This is a genomic window from Arthrobacter sp. FW306-2-2C-D06B (assembly GCF_021789175.1).
Classification (GTDB): Bacteria; Actinomycetota; Actinomycetes; order Actinomycetales; family Micrococcaceae; genus Arthrobacter.
This window is the reverse complement of the sequence record NZ_CP084560.1, coordinates 549,929-565,474: the sequence shown is the minus strand read 5'-3', so window position 1 is coordinate 565,474 and position 15,546 is coordinate 549,929. Positions and strand designations below refer to the sequence as shown.

16 protein-coding genes and 1 tRNA gene are annotated in these 15,546 nt (G+C 63.9%); 8 read left to right on the top strand and 9 right to left on the bottom strand.

What is annotated here, in order from left to right; all coding sequences use genetic code 11:
- Position 1: 1 nt before the first annotated feature.
- Positions 2-397: a 6-pyruvoyl trahydropterin synthase family protein gene (locus LFT47_RS02870; RefSeq protein ID WP_236815014.1), complete on the bottom strand. Its 396-nt coding sequence runs from the start codon at positions 395-397 to the stop codon at positions 2-4.
- A gap of 2 nt (positions 398-399) precedes the next feature.
- On the bottom strand, positions 400-1,416 hold the full coding sequence (locus LFT47_RS02865) for a zinc-dependent alcohol dehydrogenase (protein ID WP_236815012.1): 1,017 nt from the start codon (positions 1,414-1,416) through the stop codon (positions 400-402).
- Positions 1,417-1,532: 116 nt separating this feature from the next.
- Between LFT47_RS02865 and LFT47_RS02860 the strand changes: the two genes are divergently transcribed.
- Positions 1,533-1,622, top strand: a tRNA-Ser gene (locus LFT47_RS02860).
- 175 nt (positions 1,623-1,797) lie between these two features.
- Here LFT47_RS02860 and LFT47_RS02855 read toward each other — a convergent pair.
- The 5 genes from LFT47_RS02855 to LFT47_RS02835 form a co-directional block, all read right to left on the bottom strand.
- Entirely contained in the window at positions 1,798-2,250 is a 453-nt protein-coding gene (locus LFT47_RS02855) for an ester cyclase (RefSeq protein ID WP_236815010.1), read from the bottom strand.
- Between the two features lie 184 nt (positions 2,251-2,434).
- The gene (locus LFT47_RS02850) at positions 2,435-2,659 is read right to left on the bottom strand and encodes an Ada metal-binding domain-containing protein (RefSeq protein WP_236818286.1); all 225 of its coding nucleotides are present in this window, start codon (positions 2,657-2,659) and stop codon (positions 2,435-2,437) included.
- Between the two features lie 65 nt (positions 2,660-2,724).
- Complete coding sequence (locus LFT47_RS02845; protein ID WP_236815008.1) at positions 2,725-3,459, bottom strand: 2OG-Fe(II) oxygenase; 735 nt, start codon at positions 3,457-3,459, stop codon at positions 2,725-2,727.
- Entirely contained in the window at positions 3,456-4,070 is a 615-nt protein-coding gene (locus tag LFT47_RS02840) for a methylated-DNA--[protein]-cysteine S-methyltransferase (protein WP_236815006.1), read from the bottom strand. The genes LFT47_RS02845 and LFT47_RS02840 overlap by 4 nt, the downstream gene beginning before the upstream one ends.
- Positions 4,067-4,573: an RNA polymerase sigma factor gene (locus LFT47_RS02835; protein WP_236815004.1), complete on the bottom strand. Its 507-nt coding sequence runs from the start codon at positions 4,571-4,573 to the stop codon at positions 4,067-4,069. Before LFT47_RS02835 ends, LFT47_RS02840 begins: the two co-directional genes overlap by 4 nt.
- 304 nt (positions 4,574-4,877) lie before the next feature.
- Here LFT47_RS02835 and LFT47_RS02830 point away from each other — a divergent pair, with 304 nt between their 5' ends.
- The 3 genes from LFT47_RS02830 to LFT47_RS02820 all read left to right on the top strand — a co-directional run bounded on the left by LFT47_RS02830 (position 4,878) and on the right by LFT47_RS02820 (position 9,362).
- Positions 4,878-6,005: an acyltransferase family protein gene (locus LFT47_RS02830; protein WP_236815000.1), complete on the top strand. Its 1,128-nt coding sequence runs from the start codon at positions 4,878-4,880 to the stop codon at positions 6,003-6,005.
- Positions 6,006-6,185: 180 nt separating this feature from the next.
- Complete coding sequence (locus LFT47_RS02825; protein WP_236814988.1) at positions 6,186-8,678, top strand: glycoside hydrolase family 32 protein; 2,493 nt, start codon at positions 6,186-6,188, stop codon at positions 8,676-8,678.
- Between the two features lie 141 nt (positions 8,679-8,819).
- Positions 8,820-9,362 carry a DUF2087 domain-containing protein gene (locus LFT47_RS02820; RefSeq protein WP_236814986.1) on the top strand — a complete coding sequence of 181 codons (543 nt, stop codon included), beginning with the start codon at positions 8,820-8,822 and terminating at the stop codon, positions 9,360-9,362.
- On the opposite strand, the gene LFT47_RS02815 is transcribed toward LFT47_RS02820, so the two are convergent.
- A complete protein-coding gene (locus LFT47_RS02815) occupies positions 9,359-10,153 on the bottom strand; it encodes a carbon-nitrogen hydrolase family protein (RefSeq protein ID WP_236814984.1) in 795 nt (264 codons plus the stop codon). The genes LFT47_RS02820 and LFT47_RS02815 overlap by 4 nt on opposite strands.
- Before the next feature lie 32 nt (positions 10,154-10,185).
- Here LFT47_RS02815 and LFT47_RS02810 point away from each other — a divergent pair, with 32 nt between their 5' ends.
- Positions 10,186-10,842: a GntR family transcriptional regulator gene (locus tag LFT47_RS02810; protein WP_236814982.1), complete on the top strand. Its 657-nt coding sequence runs from the start codon at positions 10,186-10,188 to the stop codon at positions 10,840-10,842.
- Between the two features lie 5 nt (positions 10,843-10,847).
- On the opposite strand, the gene LFT47_RS02805 is transcribed toward LFT47_RS02810, so the two are convergent.
- Positions 10,848-12,239 carry an MFS transporter gene (locus LFT47_RS02805; RefSeq protein ID WP_236814980.1) on the bottom strand — a complete coding sequence of 464 codons (1,392 nt, stop codon included), beginning with the start codon at positions 12,237-12,239 and terminating at the stop codon, positions 10,848-10,850.
- A gap of 147 nt (positions 12,240-12,386) precedes the next feature.
- Here LFT47_RS02805 and LFT47_RS02800 point away from each other — a divergent pair, with 147 nt between their 5' ends.
- From LFT47_RS02800 to LFT47_RS02790, 3 genes are all read left to right on the top strand, one after another.
- Complete coding sequence (locus LFT47_RS02800; protein WP_236814978.1) at positions 12,387-13,073, top strand: DUF2848 domain-containing protein; 687 nt, start codon at positions 12,387-12,389, stop codon at positions 13,071-13,073.
- A 110-nt stretch (positions 13,074-13,183) separates the two neighbouring features.
- Entirely contained in the window at positions 13,184-14,242 is a 1,059-nt protein-coding gene (gene moaA / locus LFT47_RS02795) for a GTP 3',8-cyclase MoaA (protein ID WP_236814976.1), read from the top strand.
- A gap of 131 nt (positions 14,243-14,373) precedes the next feature.
- Positions 14,374-15,540 (top strand): XdhC family protein, encoded by a 1,167-nt coding sequence (locus LFT47_RS02790; RefSeq protein WP_236814974.1) that lies wholly within the window; start codon positions 14,374-14,376, stop codon positions 15,538-15,540.
- Positions 15,541-15,546 lie beyond the last annotated feature (6 nt).

Below are 15,546 nucleotides of genomic sequence, written 5' to 3'. Positions count from 1 at the left end.
GCTACCGCTTGAAATCCAGCGAGAAGCCAGCCCAGGCGTCCGGATGTTCCCGGAGGACCACGTCGACGCCGGCGAGCGCACCGCCGTCGTCGCTCGGGCGGACTTTCGCCGCGACTGCCTCAGCGATGAAGCGGGCCAGCACTTCCGTCGTCGTGAGCTGTCCGGTGAAGTCCGGGTGCTCGTCGAGGTTCTTGTAATTGAGGCCGGCCAGCACCTCGTCAAGGACGGTTCCGGCGGCGCCGATGTCCAGCACGATCGCGTCGTCGTTCAGTTCCGCGCGGCGGAACGTCACCTCGGCCACGAAGGTGGCTCCATGGAGTCCCTGGGCCGGGCCGAACGATTCCCGCGGAAGGCTGTGGGCGATCATGAAGTGCCGGCGGACGGTGAGGCTGAACATGGTTAGCCCTTCTTGTTTTTGGGGTAGTTGATGACCCGGCAAAGATCGTCCAGCTCGCCGTTTTCGAAACCTTGGAAGACCTCCGGCAGCTCCTCGAACTGCGACTCTCCCGTGAGGAACGCGTCGAACACGGGGTCCCGCAATAGGGACACTGCCAGCTCCAGCCGCTCGCTGGACGTCCTCCGGTGCCTACGCGAACGGGCAACCACTCCGACTTGGCTGGCTCGGATGGAGAGGCGCCGGGCATGGAAGTCCTCCCCCAGTGGCAGGGAGACCTTCCGGTCCCCGTACCAGGACATTTCGATAATCTCGCCCTCGTCCCCCGCGAGCTGGAGGCTATGTGCCAGTCCTTCATCGGTGGCCGAGCAATGGAACACGATGTCGCAGTCCTGCTTTGCATCGTCCGGAAGCACGAACTCCACGCCCAGGGATTCCACGAACCCTCGCTTCCCCGGATCGGTCTCCACCAGTTGCAGGCGTTCCAGAGGGAAGCCGCGCAGCAGCGCTGCGGTCATGCCGCCCACCAGTCCGGCACCGACGACGGCGATCCTGTCACCGAGGCGCGGGCCGGCCTCCCACAGGGCGTTGAGGGCGATCTCCGCGATCCCTGTGAGCACTGCCCGTCGGGCCGGCACGCCGTCGGGTATTCGCGTGAGAGAAGTCAGCGGCACGACGTAGCGGTCCTGATGCGGGTGCAGGCAGAAGACGTTCTGGCCGATCCAGTCCTCGGGGCCTTCTTCAACGATGCCCACCGATAGATAGCCGAACTTGACCGGCGCGGGAAAATCCCCGGTTTGATGGGGTGCCCGCATCTTCTTCGCAATCCGTGGAGGGACGTGTGCTTCGTGGACCACGAGCTCGGTTCCCCTGCTGATTCCCGAGTACAGGGCCCGGACCAGAGCACAGCCCTCGGCGGGAGCCGGAAGTTCCTCGCTCCGGAGTTCACCCTGGCAGGGGCCCACCGTCCAGTAGGCCAGGGCCGTTTGTGTGTGCGTTTTCTGCGGTGCGTTTTGTGTCATCGTGTTTGCGAATCTAGTCCTGCGGCTGCGATTACGGAAGGGAAGGTTACTTACTAAGTGGGTGCCGCCCGGCCGTTTTGGGGAACAGGCCTCCACTCCGGTACCCTATTTCAGTTGGTGACGTGTCCGAGCGGCCGAAGGTGCAACACTCGAAATGTTGTTTGGTGTAAAAGCCAACGTGGGTTCAAATCCCACCGTCACCGCCAATTGAAAGGCCCCTGCTTCCCTTTGTTTACAAGGGATCGGGGGCCTTTTGCTTTGCGCTGAGAGACCCCAGCTATAACGCAGCAGCAACAAAGTCTTCAGCGCGGGTCCAGGCCGGAAGCAGGCGAAGGGCCGGGCGCGATGCCCGGCCCTTGCCGTGTTAGACGCGGACGAGACTTACTTGAAGAGGGGTATGATCCCGAGCTGCTGGAGGACCTTCACGCCATCATCAAGCCCGACCTCTTCGACGATAAGGCCGTCAACGACCTTGAGGACGGTCGTGCCGGTGAACCTCATGCTCTTGCCGGATGCCGCAGGTACGGAGCCGATGGGCAGGTCATCGAAGGCGATGGGGCCTGTGTGGATGCCTCCTCCCTCCCATTGGCCAACCACGTAGTCGCCTTCGGCGATGAGGTCGGCGGTGCCCCAGAAGTTGAGGTCTGGGAATGCGGTACGGAAGCGGGTCGCGAAGCCACGAACTTCGTCACGGCCAGTCATGGGTTTGTGCAGCGAGTAATGGAAGCGGATGTCGGGGGCGGCGAGCTCGTCGATGACGGCGGGATTGAAGTCACTGCCCCAGAACTCGGTAAACCAGCGTCCGACGATAGCCTTGTTCTCTTCAACCGACATGGTGTTCTCCTTGTCTCGTATGAGGAATCGGCGAGCAAGGGTGACCGCCGATATCTAGAAGACGTTCACGGTGGGCGATCCGTGAGATGAAAACAGCCACGTCCTTGCGCTGGTGGCGTTACGGCCGTCGGTGTCGAGGTGCCGGGGTTCAGCTTCGCGGGTGACCTCGGCGATTCCGGGCAGGTTATAGAGCCCGGCTAGGTCGAGGGCCCGTCTCCGTTGTTTTCTTCCATGCCTGGTGGCGCTCTGTGCAGCAGGCTCCGCATGGCCGATAGCCCGCGGCGAGCGCGGTGGCTTCGTCGGCGAAGAACAGGCGATTCTTGGCGTACCCGCCACGTGCGATTGCGCGTAGAGCGGCGGGGCAATCGAGGCGTCCGTAGATTTTCCCACCGCGGTGACCGCCCCACATCCCCTTGATCGGAGATGTATAAGGGCGGCCATCGGCCCCGGTGAGCGTGTAGTTTTTCACTATGCTCATGCTGCGTCGTGGAATACCAGCGCGAGTGTGTGACGCTCGCCGGAGCGGATGGCGGAGACGCCGTGCCGGACTGGTGCGGCGGACCAGCCGCGAGCCGATTTCACAGGGCGGTCGCGGGTGGTGAACACGTAGCCGTGTCCGTGGGGCAGCAGGGTCGCCGTGCCCCGCGATTGTGCGCGGGGGCGTTGTTCGAGCAGCAGGAACTCGCCGCCGGTGTGGTCCACGCCCGGTTCGTTCAGGTTGATGACCACTTGGATCGGGAACACCAGATCACCGTAAAGGTCGCGATGAAGCGCGTTCCAGTCCTTCTCGCCGTACTTCAGCAGGATCGCCGTGGACTTCGTCTGACCGGCGTCGTGGCACATCTGCAGCCACTCGTCGAGCGTGTCCGGCCACGGAGTTGGTCGACCAAGCTTCATCCACCAGTCGCGGGCGATAGGCAGCAGCCGGGGGTAGAGCGCCTGCTTCAGCCGCTCAATGGGTTCGGGGTAGGGAGCCCGGAAGTACCGGTACTCGCCCTCGCCGAAACGGTGACGACCCATGTTGATCGTGCTGCGGAACAGCTCGTAGCTCTCGTACAGGCCACGAATCTCCGCAGCCTCCCCGGGCGTTAGCAACTGCGGGAGAAGTGCCCCGCCGTACTCGTTTATCTCATCAGCTACGGCCGACCAGTCGGCCGACTCGACTCGATCACGCCACGGGTTGCCCGCCCGGATTTCTCCGCCAGTCATGCTGCAGCCTCCAGTTCGAGCAGCATCGTCTTGGCCTCCAGGCCGCCGATGTAGCCACCGAGGGACCCATCGGTGCGCAGCACGCGGTGACACGGAACGACGACCGGGAGGGGGTTGGTCGCGCAAGCGGTGCCGACGGCACGGACTGCCTTCGGGTTGCCGACGATCTGGGCCATCTCCTTGTAGCTGCGGGTCTGGCCATAACCGATGTCCGGCAGGTGCCTCTGGACGAGCTGGCGGAAGCCACCTGACAACGACAGGTCCAGCTGTACATCGAAGCGCTTCCTGCGGTGCTCGAAGTACTCGTCCAGTTCACGTGCCACGACCGCCAGCTGTTTCGGGGAACGCAGAATGCGCGGGCTGATTTTCTCCGACAGCGATTCGAGGACACGGTCGTGGTCCTCGACTGCGTACGCGACCCGGACAAGTCCTGCCGGCGTGGCTGCGAGCAACAGCTTCCCGACAGGGCTGTCCACGGTCGTGTAGGCAACGTCGAGGAGGCCCTCCGCTTGTGCCGCGACCTCCAGTCGGCGATGCAACACCGCCAACTTCTCGGCGTCGATGGGCGCTGCCAAGCCCGTGAGGGTGTCATCACCCTGGATGTCACTCATGATCTTGCCCCTTTCGCGAGCTCTGACTGGCTCCGCGCGCCCGGATAGTTCCTTCTGAGGTTCTTGAGGCCATCGGCCGAGGCTCTTCGTGCGGCCTCGACTGTACCGCCGAGAATTGTCGAGATCTCCGCGTACGACATCCCGACGAGATAGCGGAAGGTGATCGCCTGCCGCTGTTTCTCGGGGAGCTTGCCAACGTACATCCACACATCGGTGTTATCCGCACCGGGAATTCCCAACGCGGTCGGAGCCTCAGGCAGCTCCGCCACAGGCAAGGGGATTCGCTTCGCAGCACGGTGGACGTCGATGGCTTTCCGGCGCGCGATCGTGACCAGCCAGGCTTCGACGTTCGCAGTCTCCGGAAGGTCCGGGTAGGCACGCATCGCGGCAAGAAATGTCTCCGACCATGCGTCATCCGCGTCATGCACCTCCAAAAGCGCACGACAGACCCGCAGCACGGTAACGCCGTGCTGCACGACCACTGTCTCGAACGGTTGCTTCATGTTCATCTCATTGAATACGGCCAAGGCGAGTCTGTCGTGATGTTCATTGCTCTTTCCTTCCGTCTCTGCCGTCTGTCTGCTGTGAAGACGGGCGCGGGGTTGAAATCGTGAGATGTGAAGCGAAAACCTTGACAGTTTTCCCAATTACTCATTGTTTCGCATTAGTCATTAAGAACCGGGAGGAAAGCGGCAGTGGGTTGACCCCGCCATATCTACTCGTGTAGATTAAAAATGAATGTTGCCTACGTCACACTTGAGAAGGTCGCCCGGACAGTCCTTGGGCATCGATAGAAATGACAAGGCCATGAAGACCCCAACGACAACCGCAACCGGTCCGGGAGCGGCCATGCTGGGCGCCCGCACCCTGGGTAACGCACTGGGCTCCGGACGAAACTCGCTGAACGCCCTGCGCCTGGTCTTCGCCGCGGCCGTGATCATCTCCCATTCCTGGTGGCTGGGCGGCTACGGCCCGGAACCCTCGCTTTACGGGATCAAGCTTGGCACTGCAGGCGTCATGGGCTTCTTCGCCATCTCCGGCTATCTCATCACCGTCAGCGCCGAACGCTCGAACACGATGCTCGAGTACGCCGCAGCCCGCCTCACCCGCATCTACCCGGCTCTAGCGGTCGCTGCGCTTATTGTTGCCTTCGTGGCCGCGCCGGTTGGCGCGCTCCTGACACACGGGACGTACGACCTGCGCGGAGCCCTGGCGTTCCTCGGGGCAGCCCTGGCGCTCAGCATCGGCGTGGAGGACACACCCGCCATCGGGACGTCCCTCTGGGGCAACCATGACCGCTTCGACTGGAACGGCCCCTTATGGACTCTCACCTGGGAAGGTCTCTGCTACGTCATCGTCGCCGCGATCGTGTTCCTGCTTCGCAGGATTCCGGAGAGCAGGCGAGGCACGGCCACGGCAATATTCCTGCTCTTTGCCGCGTCGACGGGCGCAGTCTTCGGAAAGCTCCTCGCAGGCGGATTCGGACCAAACCGCACCGAATTCGTCCTCCCGCTGCTCGCGATCTTCATGGCAGGATCCCTCCTTGCCACCCAGAGGCACAGGGTCCGCGTCGGTGCGGCGCCAAGCCTTCTCGCCGCACTGTCAGTCTGGGGCGCCCTCGCCACCGGGTACGGGACGGCCCTCGCCCCATTGCCGTTTGCCTACCTTGTCCTGTCGATCGGTTCAATCGGGAGCACGTCCGCCATCGGGTCCCGCTACGACATCTCCTACGGGATCTACATCTACGGGTGGCCAATCCAGCAGCTCCTCGCCGCCGCCCACACGGCGTCGCACGTTCCCGTGCTCGGGTTTGCCGCACTCGCCCTCGTGTCGGCGTGGCCCCTTGGTTTCCTGAGCTGTGTGGCGGTCGAACAGCCAAGCCAGCGGATCCGGCGCGCTCTCATGGGCCGCCTCGCCATCCGCGCAGCCAACTAAAGCAATCCGCTTAAACGCTTGATCAAGAATTCATAACCAGCTATCCTTGCCGTGATTAAGCGTTTAATCAAAAGACCCACTCCACCACGAACTCCCCCGCCTGCTCAACAACGCCGTGTGCAGAGGCTCGACGCAGAGCTATCGGCGGTCGAGTAGTCCTCACCGAGACCCGGAGATTTTATGGCCCACTCAGCAACGAGGCTGTCGAAGAGGGCGGGCATGCTCGCCCTCTTCGCCGCGCTCACGATGTTTTTCACGACCACCATAGTTGCCGGGGACCTTCCGGGCGCGGGAGCCGTCGGCAGCCCGACCGCGCCGCCCATGCGCGCCGTTTACCACATGACTCCCCCGTCGGGATGGCTGAGCGACCCCCAGCGGCCCATTTATCTCAACGGCAAATACAACCTGTATTACCTTCACAGCAACCAGGACAACGGCCCCGGCGGGTGGCGACATGCGACGTCGTCGGACACGGTGGTGTTCAACGACCAAGGCGACGCCCTTCCGCTCCAAAGCAATTTCCCCGTATGGACCGGCTCCTCGGTGATCGATACGAACAATACCGCGGGCTTCGGCGCCGGCGCCGTCGTCGCGCTCGCCACGCAGCCCACCGACGGCGACGCGTTCCAGCAATCGCAATACCTCTGGTATTCGACCGACGGCGGGACAACTTTTACGCAGTACGGCGCACCGGTCATCGCCAACCCGGACGCTTCGGATTGGTTCCGCGACCCCAAGATCGTTTGGGACGCGGCGCACTCGACGTGGGTGGCAGCGATCGGCCGTCAGCAGAAGATCACGTTCTACACCTCACCGGACCTCAAGACTTGGACCCACCAGACAGACTTCAGCTACACCACCCCGAACATCGGCGGCGTTGAGTGCCCGGACATCTTCCAGATGAAGGCCAACGACGGTTCGTGGCATTGGATCATGGCCGGAAGCATGCAGGGCGACTACAGCGGCAAGCCGGATACGTACGCATACTGGACCGGCACCTGGAACGGCTCGGCGTTCGTGCCGGACCAGGCTGACCCGCAGTGGCTCGACGGGGGCAATGACTGGTACGCCTCCGTGACGTGGCCGGACGCCGCGAGTCCCGACACTTCCCGTTACGCGATCGGCTGGATGAACAACTGGCATTACGCGCCGCACACCGTCCCGACTGACTCCACCGACAACTACAACGGCCAGATGTCCGTGGTGCGCCAGCTCAGCCTCAAGTCCGAGGGCAGCGGCGTCTACAGCCTTCTATCCCAGCCGACGCCGAATCTGGCCAACTACGCCACCAAGACAGTGAAGCCCGCCAACGCCACCGTCAATGGGCGGACCGCCCTCGACTACCACGGCTCGGCCTATGAGCTCGACGCGGACGTCAGCTGGACCACCCTCAACAACGTCGGCATCTCGATCGGCGAGAACAAGGATGGAAGCCGTCACACGAACATCGGCGTCTACGGGGGCAACCTCTACGTCGACCGCTCCGCGCAGGACCAAGTGCCGTACTCCTTCGGTACCTACCAGCAGTCCCAGGCGCCGCTCGCCTCCGGTGCGACGTCCGTACACCTGCGGATCCTCGTGGACCACGGCAGCGTGGAGGTCTTCGCCGACGACGGCCGGATCGCGCTTTCGAACCAGGACTTCTTCACGTCGTCGGACACGGGGATCTCCCTCTACACGATCGGCGGCAGCGCCAACTTCGCCAACCTCTCGATCACGGAATTCGCCAATATCACCGAACAGGCGAATCCCGCGGCGCCCTACACGGACTTCGAGGGCGGCACCTACGGCCCATGGACGACGGCGGGCGCGGCCTTCGGTTCCGGGCCCGCCACAGGGGCACTCCCCAACCAGCAGCCCGTCACCGGCTACCTCGGGAACAAGCTCGCCAACAGTTTCAGCGGCGGCGACGCGTCGACCGGAACGCTGACCTCGCCGTCGTTCACCATCGGCCACTCGTACGTCAACTTCCTCGCAGGAGGCGGGAACAACCCAAGGCCTTCGGACGTCTTCGCCGACTTCGAGGGCGCGACGTGGGGTGCCGGCTGGACGGCGTCGGGCAGTTACGTTGGCCAAGGCCCGACGGCGGAGTCCCTCCCCAACCAGCTCGGCTCCAAGGTCCTCGACACGTACGTCGGAGGGGGTGATGCCGCCACGGGCGCGATCACGTCGCCGACATTCACGATCACGCGGGACTATATCGATTTCCTCATTGCCGGAGGAAACCACCCCTGGGGCCAGTCAGGTGCCGCTGCGGTGAACCTCCTCGTCAACGGGCAGGTAGTCCGCACGGCAACGGGCCAGAACTCATCGACGATGTCGAACGTGAACTGGGACGTCCACACGCTCGTGGGACAGAAAGCCCAAATCCAGGTCATCGACCACGCAACCGGATCCTGGGGCCACCTCATGGTGGACCAGATCGTGTTCAGCAGCATGCCGAACGCGGTTGGAGGCGAACCGGACCATCAGACCACGGTGAATCTCGTCGTCAATGGGCAGGTGGTTCGCACCGCAACGGGCCAGAACAGCGAGCACCTCGCATGGACGTCGTGGAACGTCTCCGACCTCATCGGACAGAGCGCCCAGCTCCAGGTCGTCGATAACGGCACGGGAAGCTGGGGCCATGTCCTGCTGGACCAAGTCATCTTCGAAGACATCCCGGCCGCTTGAGTCGAAACACCTTGGGCATGTCCGTCCTGACCTTGTTTGCCGTGTTAAAGCGCTGGAATGACGCGACTCGCCGTGTCGCAAGCGCTTTCCGAAACCAAAGAAGGTCAGGACGGCGCGCCGATTTGTGCCTAAGCTGGGCTCATGGGGAGCGACTCATCGACGACGCCGGATGCGCGGCGCCTCCTCGCGGCGCTGGCAAACGCCCAAGCCCGGAGAGTTTTCGCGGAGATCAGCGTCGGCGGAGCCCCGGGCAGCTCGCTCTCGCCAGCGAAACTCGAACGGGCGCTCGCGCTCCTGGACCAGGCGGGGCTGGTCGAGGCGGTCGAGACCGAAGGCGGTGTTCGCTACCGTATCCGCGAGCATGCCTTCCGGGAGGCGCTGGCGAGCCTCTCGTCGGCACCCAGCGCGTCCGGCGTCGAGCGCTTCTTGACTGCGGACGGCCGCATCGATCGCTATCCTGCGCGGGAGGCAGACCGAGTCGAGGTTCTCGCCTGGGTAGCGACGCGCGTCCTGGACACCGGCGAGCGCGTGCCGGAACGGGAGCTCAACGAACGCCTCGCCCGGTTCACTGGAGACGTGTCAATGCTCCGGCGGTATCTCGTGGACTCGGGCATCGTGAGCCGCATGCCCGACGGCTCGGCCTACTGGCCGGCCCTCAAAGAAGACGCCGACGGCGGCCCCTAAAGTTCCCTGGCATTCGCCAGAACGGGAAGCTTGCCCCGGACTTCTTCCACAACAGACGGATCGATGTCGACGATGGCGAGTTCCGGCGTTTCCCCGAGGGCGGCGACTACGACACCCAGTGGCGAGATCACAGCACTGTGCCCGATGCCTGTGGGCGCCGTGCCTGTGGAGGGCAGGCCGACGCTCGCGGGATTGCCTTGGCCGCACGCCACGACGAAGGTGGTGCTGTCCACTGCTCGGGCCCGCACCAGCAGCTCCCACTGCTCGGCTTTGCCCTCGCCGGCGCCCCACGACGCGCAGACGATGTTGACTTGTGCTCCTGCCCGGGCGTTGGCGGTGAAGAGGGCGGGGAAACGAACGTCGTAACAGGTGGCAAGGCCAAACACAGTGCCGTTGAGTTCGAAGGTTACAGGCGAGGTGCCGGCGTCGACCGAATCAGACTCGGCGAAGCCGAAGGCATCAAAGAGGTGGATCTTGTCGTAGGAAGTGTCAACCCCTGGGCCGGTGACCAAAAGGGTGTTCCGGACGCGTCCGCCTTCTCCGGGAGTGAACATTCCCGCAACGACGGCGATGCCCAGCTCCCGTGCAAGGCTGCGGACCGCTGTGGCCCACGGTCCGTCCAGGGGTTCGGCGATGTCGGCCAGGCTGTTGCCGAAGGCGCGCATCGCTGCTTCAGGAAAGACCACGAGTTCGGCTCCAGCGGCTTTGGCGCGGGTGGCGTATTCTCGGATCAGTTCCAGGTTGGCGGCCACATTGGCTCCCGTGATGATTTGTGCCACGGCTAAACGCATGAATTTACTCCAGATTGTTGTATACATGATGTATGCGAAAAAGTTCGGGGACTGCGGCGTCCGGCCGCGAAAAGGCATACGCGTACCTGCGTGAAAATATCCTGATCGACCCCGAAGTCCAGGGGAAGTTCCTGAATGAGCAGGAATTGGCCGCGGAAATCGGCGTATCGCGTACGCCGGTGCGTGAGGCACTCTTGCTGCTGGTCTCGGACGGCTTGGTGGAACTGATTCCCCAGCGCGGCGCATACGTTCCTCCGGTAACCGGACGGGAGATGTCCGAATTGATGGAACTGCGCGGAATCCTCGAAAGCCACGCCGCCCGGCTGGTCATCGAGCAGGGCCGGGTTCCCGCCGGGACGATGCAGGAAACGCTCGACCAGCAGGCAAGGCTTCCTGAGGACCTGAGCCCGGAGGCGGCCCGTGAGTTTATCCGCCTGGACACGCTGTTCCACCAGCAGCTCATCGACGCGGCGGGCAACGAGCTCATTTCCCGGACGTACAGCAAGCTCCACGTCCGGCAAATTTTGGTGGGAGTCTCCGCGCTGTTCCGTACCGGAGGCCGGCGCGAGCAGGTGTGCGCCGAACACCAGGACATATTGGACACCCTGGTGTCCGGCGACGCGGAGAAGGCACAGAAAGCCATCGACCATCATCTGGCCGTGACGCGGGACATCCTGCTCCGGACCTGAGGTAGTCAGCGCATTTCCGCGACGGCCGACTGTCCGCTTGCTGCCGCGGATCCTTCGAGCAGCAGGCGGTAGTCCTCATCCTCCACGGTGTTGGAGTCCCGGCCGAGCGCCAACCCCACGATGGTGACGACGGCGGCCACGGCCACATAGATGGCAACCGGAATCCACGTGCCGAACTGGGATAACAGCAGCGTGAACATCAAGGGCGCAATGGCGCCACCGATCACACCGGCGAAGGTGTAGGCCAGCGAACTTCCGGTGGACCGCAGCCTCGGGGAGAACTGCTCCACAATGAAGGCGGCCTGCGGTCCATACATGAAGGAGTGCGCCATGAGGCCCAGGACAATTCCAGCAATCAGCAGCGGCTCGCTGTGCCCGCCCAGGATGGCGAAGAAGATGAAAGTCCACACAGCTCCTACCGCTGCCGCGATCACGTAGACGAGGCGCCGGTTGAAGCGGTCGGATACGGCACCGGCAAGCGGGATCATGAACAGCTGGAACGCGGAGCCGATCAACACGGCAGTGAGCACTTGGCCGCGGTCATAGCCGAGGGTCTGGATCCCGTAGCTCAGGGTGAAGACAGTGAACAGCGCGTACAGCACGTCCGGGCCTACCCGGCACAGGGTGGCAGCGACAAGTGGCCGGAGTTCCTTGCTGAAGACCTCACGGACCGGAGCGTTGGGCTGCTCACCATGCGCCTCGATGGCCTTGAAAATCGGGGTATCTTCAAGCTTCAGCCGAATCCACAGTCCGAACCCCACCAGCACCGCCGAAACCAGGAATGCGAGGCGCCAGCCGAAGCTGATGAACTGCGCTTCGCTGAGGGTAACCGTCAGGACGGCCAGCGTGCCGTTGGCCAGGAGGTTGCCGGCCGGCGGTCCGACTTGGGCCGCGGAAGCCCAGAAGCCGCGCCGATGGGGATCGCCGTATTCACTGGAGAGCAGCACTGCGCCACCCCATTCGCCACCGACGCCCACGCCTTGGGCGAAGCGCAGCAACACCAAGATGATCGGGGCCGAGATGCCGATGCTGCCGTAACCAGGCAGCACCCCGATCAGTACGGTGGCGACGCCGATGATCATCAGCGTTGTCACCAGCACCTTCTTGCGGCCGATGCGGTCACCGAGCCGTCCGAAAATGATGCCGCCCACAGGACGGGACACATAGCCCACGGCATAGGTGGAGAACGCCAGGATGGTCCCGGTCAAGGGATCCGATGACGGGAAAAAGACGATGGGGAATACGACGGCGGCCGCGGCGGAGTAGACAGCAAAGTCGTACCACTCGAGCGCGGTGCCGGTAAGGCTTGCGGCAAAGGCCTTGTACAAGCCCTTGGGATGCATCGGCTTTCCGGGACGCGGCGCTTCGCCGGAAGCCGGAACTGGAACGTTGGCCATGGGTTTCCTCCACGAGAAGTTTACGGTGACGCCTGCCACACTGGCGTTAAATGTATACATTACGCATACTGGTTGTACATTGGCGACTGTTTCCGGTTTCCGATCTGAAAAATTTCTCCAGTAGGACACGCAAAGGATGGACAGAAAATGACGACTCTGAGCTTTGAACTTCCCGATGGCACCACGAGGAACGTCCAGGTCAAACACCTCCTGAACGCCGGCTACGCAGGACGCGAGCAGGAAGAAGTGCAGGCCCACATCGCCGAACTGGCCGAACTTGGCGTTCCCGGACCCGCAACCACGCCCGCGCTGTACCCTGTGTCGCCATACTTGGCCCAGCAGGTCTCGGAAGTCCGCGTCCAGCACGGCCGGACCTCGGGTGAAGCGGAATGGGCGCTCGTGATCACTGATGAGGACGTGCTCCTGACCGTGGCCTGCGACCACACGGACCGCGAACTCGAGGTCCACGGCGTGGCGTGGAGCAAGAACGCCAGCCCGGATGTGTTGGGACGCAAAGCCTGGCGCCTGGATGATGTGCGCGACCATTTGGACACCATTACGCTCAAGGGCTGGGTTGGCGACGGCGAAACGCCGGACACGCTGATCCAGGACAGTTCGCTGGAGGCGCTCCTCAGCCCGGACTACTGGCTGGCGGTCCTGGCCGAACGCGGCCTGAACCAGCCGGGCACCGTCCTCATATCAGGCACGGTCGCTATGAAACATGGGGTTGACCAGTTTGCCCGCAGCTGGAGGGTGGAAATGACCGATCCAACGACCGGCACGTCGGTGGACGCCCAGTATGTTGTGGAGCAGATGGCGGAGCCTATCGGCTGAGTCCGGTACCGCCGTCGTTCGGCCTCCTCCATTGTGGGCGCCAGGGACCGGGCATACGCTGGGAGAGGCACAAGCGGTTGGCACTAACTACCGCGTTGAGAGGGCGCTGCATGGACGCCAATTCCATTACCGACACCTTCCATCGGCCCCTGAGGGACCTGCGGATTTCCGTCACGGACAGGTGCAATTTCCGTTGCGTCTACTGCATGCCCAAGGAGATTTTCGGGCGGGACTTCGTTTTCATGCCCCGGGACCAGCTGCTGACGTTTGAGGAAATCACCAGGCTGGCGTCGATCGCAGTCGGGCACGGGGTGCGGAAGATCCGGCTGACCGGCGGGGAACCCTTGCTGCGGAAGGACATCGAGGAATTGGTCCGGATGCTGGCCCGGCTGCGCACTCCTGACGGGCTGGCTCCGGACCTGGCCATGACGACGAACGGCTCGGTCCTCGCGCAGAAGGCGCAAGCACTCAAGGATGCCGGGCTGAACCGGGTCACGGTCTCGCTGGACTCCCTCCGGGAGGAGACCTTCCAGGCCATGAACGACGTCGGCTATCCCGTGGAGAAGGTCCTTCACGCCGCGGAGGTTGCCCAGGCCGCCGGACTAGGGCCGGTGAAGATCAACATGGTGGTCAAACGCGGCACGAACGAGCAGGACATTCTTCCCATGGCCACCCACTTCAAGGGGTCCGGCTTCATTCTGCGGTTCATCGAGTACATGGACGTCGGTACGTCCAACGGCTGGAAAATGGATGAAGTGGTGCCCTCAGCCGAGATCCTGGCCCGCATCGGCGCGGTGTTCCCACTGGAACCCGCGGCGCCCAACTACCCTGGCGAAACCTCGGATCGCTGGCGCTACGCGGACGGCAGCGGCGAAATCGGAGTCATTTCCAGCGTGACCCAAGCCTTTTGCCGCGGCTGCACCCGTGCCCGGCTCTCCGCCGACGGGAAGCTGTTCACGTGTCTTTTTGCCACAACCGGCACGGACCTGAGGGCACTCCTGAGGGGCGGCGCGTCCGACGTCGAGCTTTCGACGGCGTTGTCCGCCCTGTGGGGCGGCCGGACGGACCGCTATTCGGAACTGCGCGGCGCCCACACACCCCAAGACGGTGCCCGCGCCCCTAAAGAAGCCGCGGCACACAAGATCGAGATGTCGTACATCGGAGGATAGTCCAGCGGGGCCGCAGCCCCGCCAATGCGCTCCCTGCAACAGGGAATCAGGGCGTTCCTGCGGCACGTTGACTTCTTTATAGGGGCGCTCATTGCAGAGTTTCGAGGAGTTGTTGGTGGTGGTGGTTGCCAATGCGTGAGGTCTTGGACGATCTGGTCGCCGCCATGGCGGCCGGCCACACAGTAGGACTCGGAACGGTGGTGCGCACCTTCCGCTCCGCACCGCGGCCGGCAGGAGCCGCCATGATGGTCGACGCCGACGGCAGCGCAGTCGGTTCGGTGTCCGGCGGGTGCGTCGAAGGAGCGCTCTATGAACTGGCCACCAAGGTGGTGGAGTCCGGCAAGCCGGTGCTCCAGCGCTACGGTATCAGTGACGACGCCGCGTTCGAGGTTGGCCTGACCTGCGGCGGGATCCTGGACATCTTTGTGGAGCCGGTCTCCACCGAGACCTTCCCGGAACTGGCGCAGGTAGCGGACGACGTCGGTGCCGGCCGCCCGGTTGCCGTGGTCACCGTGATCGAACACCCCGATCCGGCCTGGCTGGGCGGCCACCTGGTGGTTCGCCCTGATGGGTTCGCGGGCTCCCTCGGCAGCGAGCGCGCCGACCATGCGGTATCCGACGACGTCCAGGGCCTGCTGGCCGCGGGCCGCAACGCCACCCTCATGTACGGACCGGACGGTCAGCGGCGCGGCGAGGGCATGCGCGTTTTTGCCCTCAGTTTCGCCCCGCAGCCGCGGATGCTGGTGTTCGGCGCGATTGACTTTGCCGCCGCCGTCGCCAAACAGGGCACCTTCCTGGGCTACCGGGTCACGGTCTGCGACGCCCGCGCGGTTTTCGCAACGGCTGCCCGGTTCCCGCAGGCGGACGAGGTGGTGGTGGAATGGCCGCACCGTTATCTGCAGGCGCAGATCAATGCCGGCCAAGTCGATGAGCGCACCGTCATCTGCGTGCTGACGCATGATCCGAAATTCGACGTGCCGCTGCTGGAGTTGGCGCTGCGCCACAACGTGGCCTATGTGGGGGCGATGGGATCCCGGCGCACGCACCACGACCGGCTGGAACGGCTGCGCGAAACGGGCCTGAGCGAGGCCGAATTGGCCAGGCTCTCCAGCCCGATCGGCCTGGACCTGGGATCCCGCACCCCCGAGGAAACAGCCATCTCCATCGCCGCCGAAATCATTGCCTTGCACTGGGGTGGCGGCGGCGGACGATTGAGCACCATGGAGGCCCGGATCCACCACGAACCCACAGTTGAACCGGACCACGAGGATGCGGGGTACGAACTCGAGCCGAGCTAGGGCGCT

What these genes read in the sequence shown, in the direction of transcription:
- LFT47_RS02870 (WP_236815014.1), bottom strand. Translation starts at nt 397, where the DNA reads ATGTTCAGCCTCACCGTCCGCCGGCACTTCATGATCGCCCACAGCCTT.
- LFT47_RS02865 (WP_236815012.1), bottom strand. Translation starts at nt 1,416, where the DNA reads ATGACACAAAACGCACCGCAGAAAACGCACACACAAACGGCCCTGGCC.
- LFT47_RS02855 (WP_236815010.1), bottom strand. Translation starts at nt 2,250, where the DNA reads ATGTCGGTTGAAGAGAACAAGGCTATCGTCGGACGCTGGTTTACCGAG.
- LFT47_RS02850 (WP_236818286.1), bottom strand. Translation starts at nt 2,659, where the DNA reads ATGTGGGGCGGTCACCGCGGTGGGAAAATCTACGGACGCCTCGATTGC.
- LFT47_RS02845 (WP_236815008.1), bottom strand. Translation starts at nt 3,459, where the DNA reads ATGACTGGCGGAGAAATCCGGGCGGGCAACCCGTGGCGTGATCGAGTC.
- LFT47_RS02840 (WP_236815006.1), bottom strand. Translation starts at nt 4,070, where the DNA reads ATGAGTGACATCCAGGGTGATGACACCCTCACGGGCTTGGCAGCGCCC.
- LFT47_RS02835 (WP_236815004.1), bottom strand. Translation starts at nt 4,573, where the DNA reads ATGAAGCAACCGTTCGAGACAGTGGTCGTGCAGCACGGCGTTACCGTG.
- LFT47_RS02830 (WP_236815000.1), top strand. Translation starts at nt 4,878, where the DNA reads ATGAAGACCCCAACGACAACCGCAACCGGTCCGGGAGCGGCCATGCTG.
- LFT47_RS02825 (WP_236814988.1), top strand. Translation starts at nt 6,186, where the DNA reads ATGGCCCACTCAGCAACGAGGCTGTCGAAGAGGGCGGGCATGCTCGCC.
- LFT47_RS02820 (WP_236814986.1), top strand. Translation starts at nt 8,820, where the DNA reads ATGGGGAGCGACTCATCGACGACGCCGGATGCGCGGCGCCTCCTCGCG.
- LFT47_RS02815 (WP_236814984.1), bottom strand. Translation starts at nt 10,153, where the DNA reads ATGCGTTTAGCCGTGGCACAAATCATCACGGGAGCCAATGTGGCCGCC.
- LFT47_RS02810 (WP_236814982.1), top strand. Translation starts at nt 10,186, where the DNA reads ATGCGAAAAAGTTCGGGGACTGCGGCGTCCGGCCGCGAAAAGGCATAC.
- LFT47_RS02805 (WP_236814980.1), bottom strand. Translation starts at nt 12,239, where the DNA reads ATGGCCAACGTTCCAGTTCCGGCTTCCGGCGAAGCGCCGCGTCCCGGA.
- LFT47_RS02800 (WP_236814978.1), top strand. Translation starts at nt 12,387, where the DNA reads ATGACGACTCTGAGCTTTGAACTTCCCGATGGCACCACGAGGAACGTC.
- moaA (WP_236814976.1), top strand. Translation starts at nt 13,184, where the DNA reads ATGGACGCCAATTCCATTACCGACACCTTCCATCGGCCCCTGAGGGAC.
- LFT47_RS02790 (WP_236814974.1), top strand. Translation starts at nt 14,374, where the DNA reads ATGCGTGAGGTCTTGGACGATCTGGTCGCCGCCATGGCGGCCGGCCAC.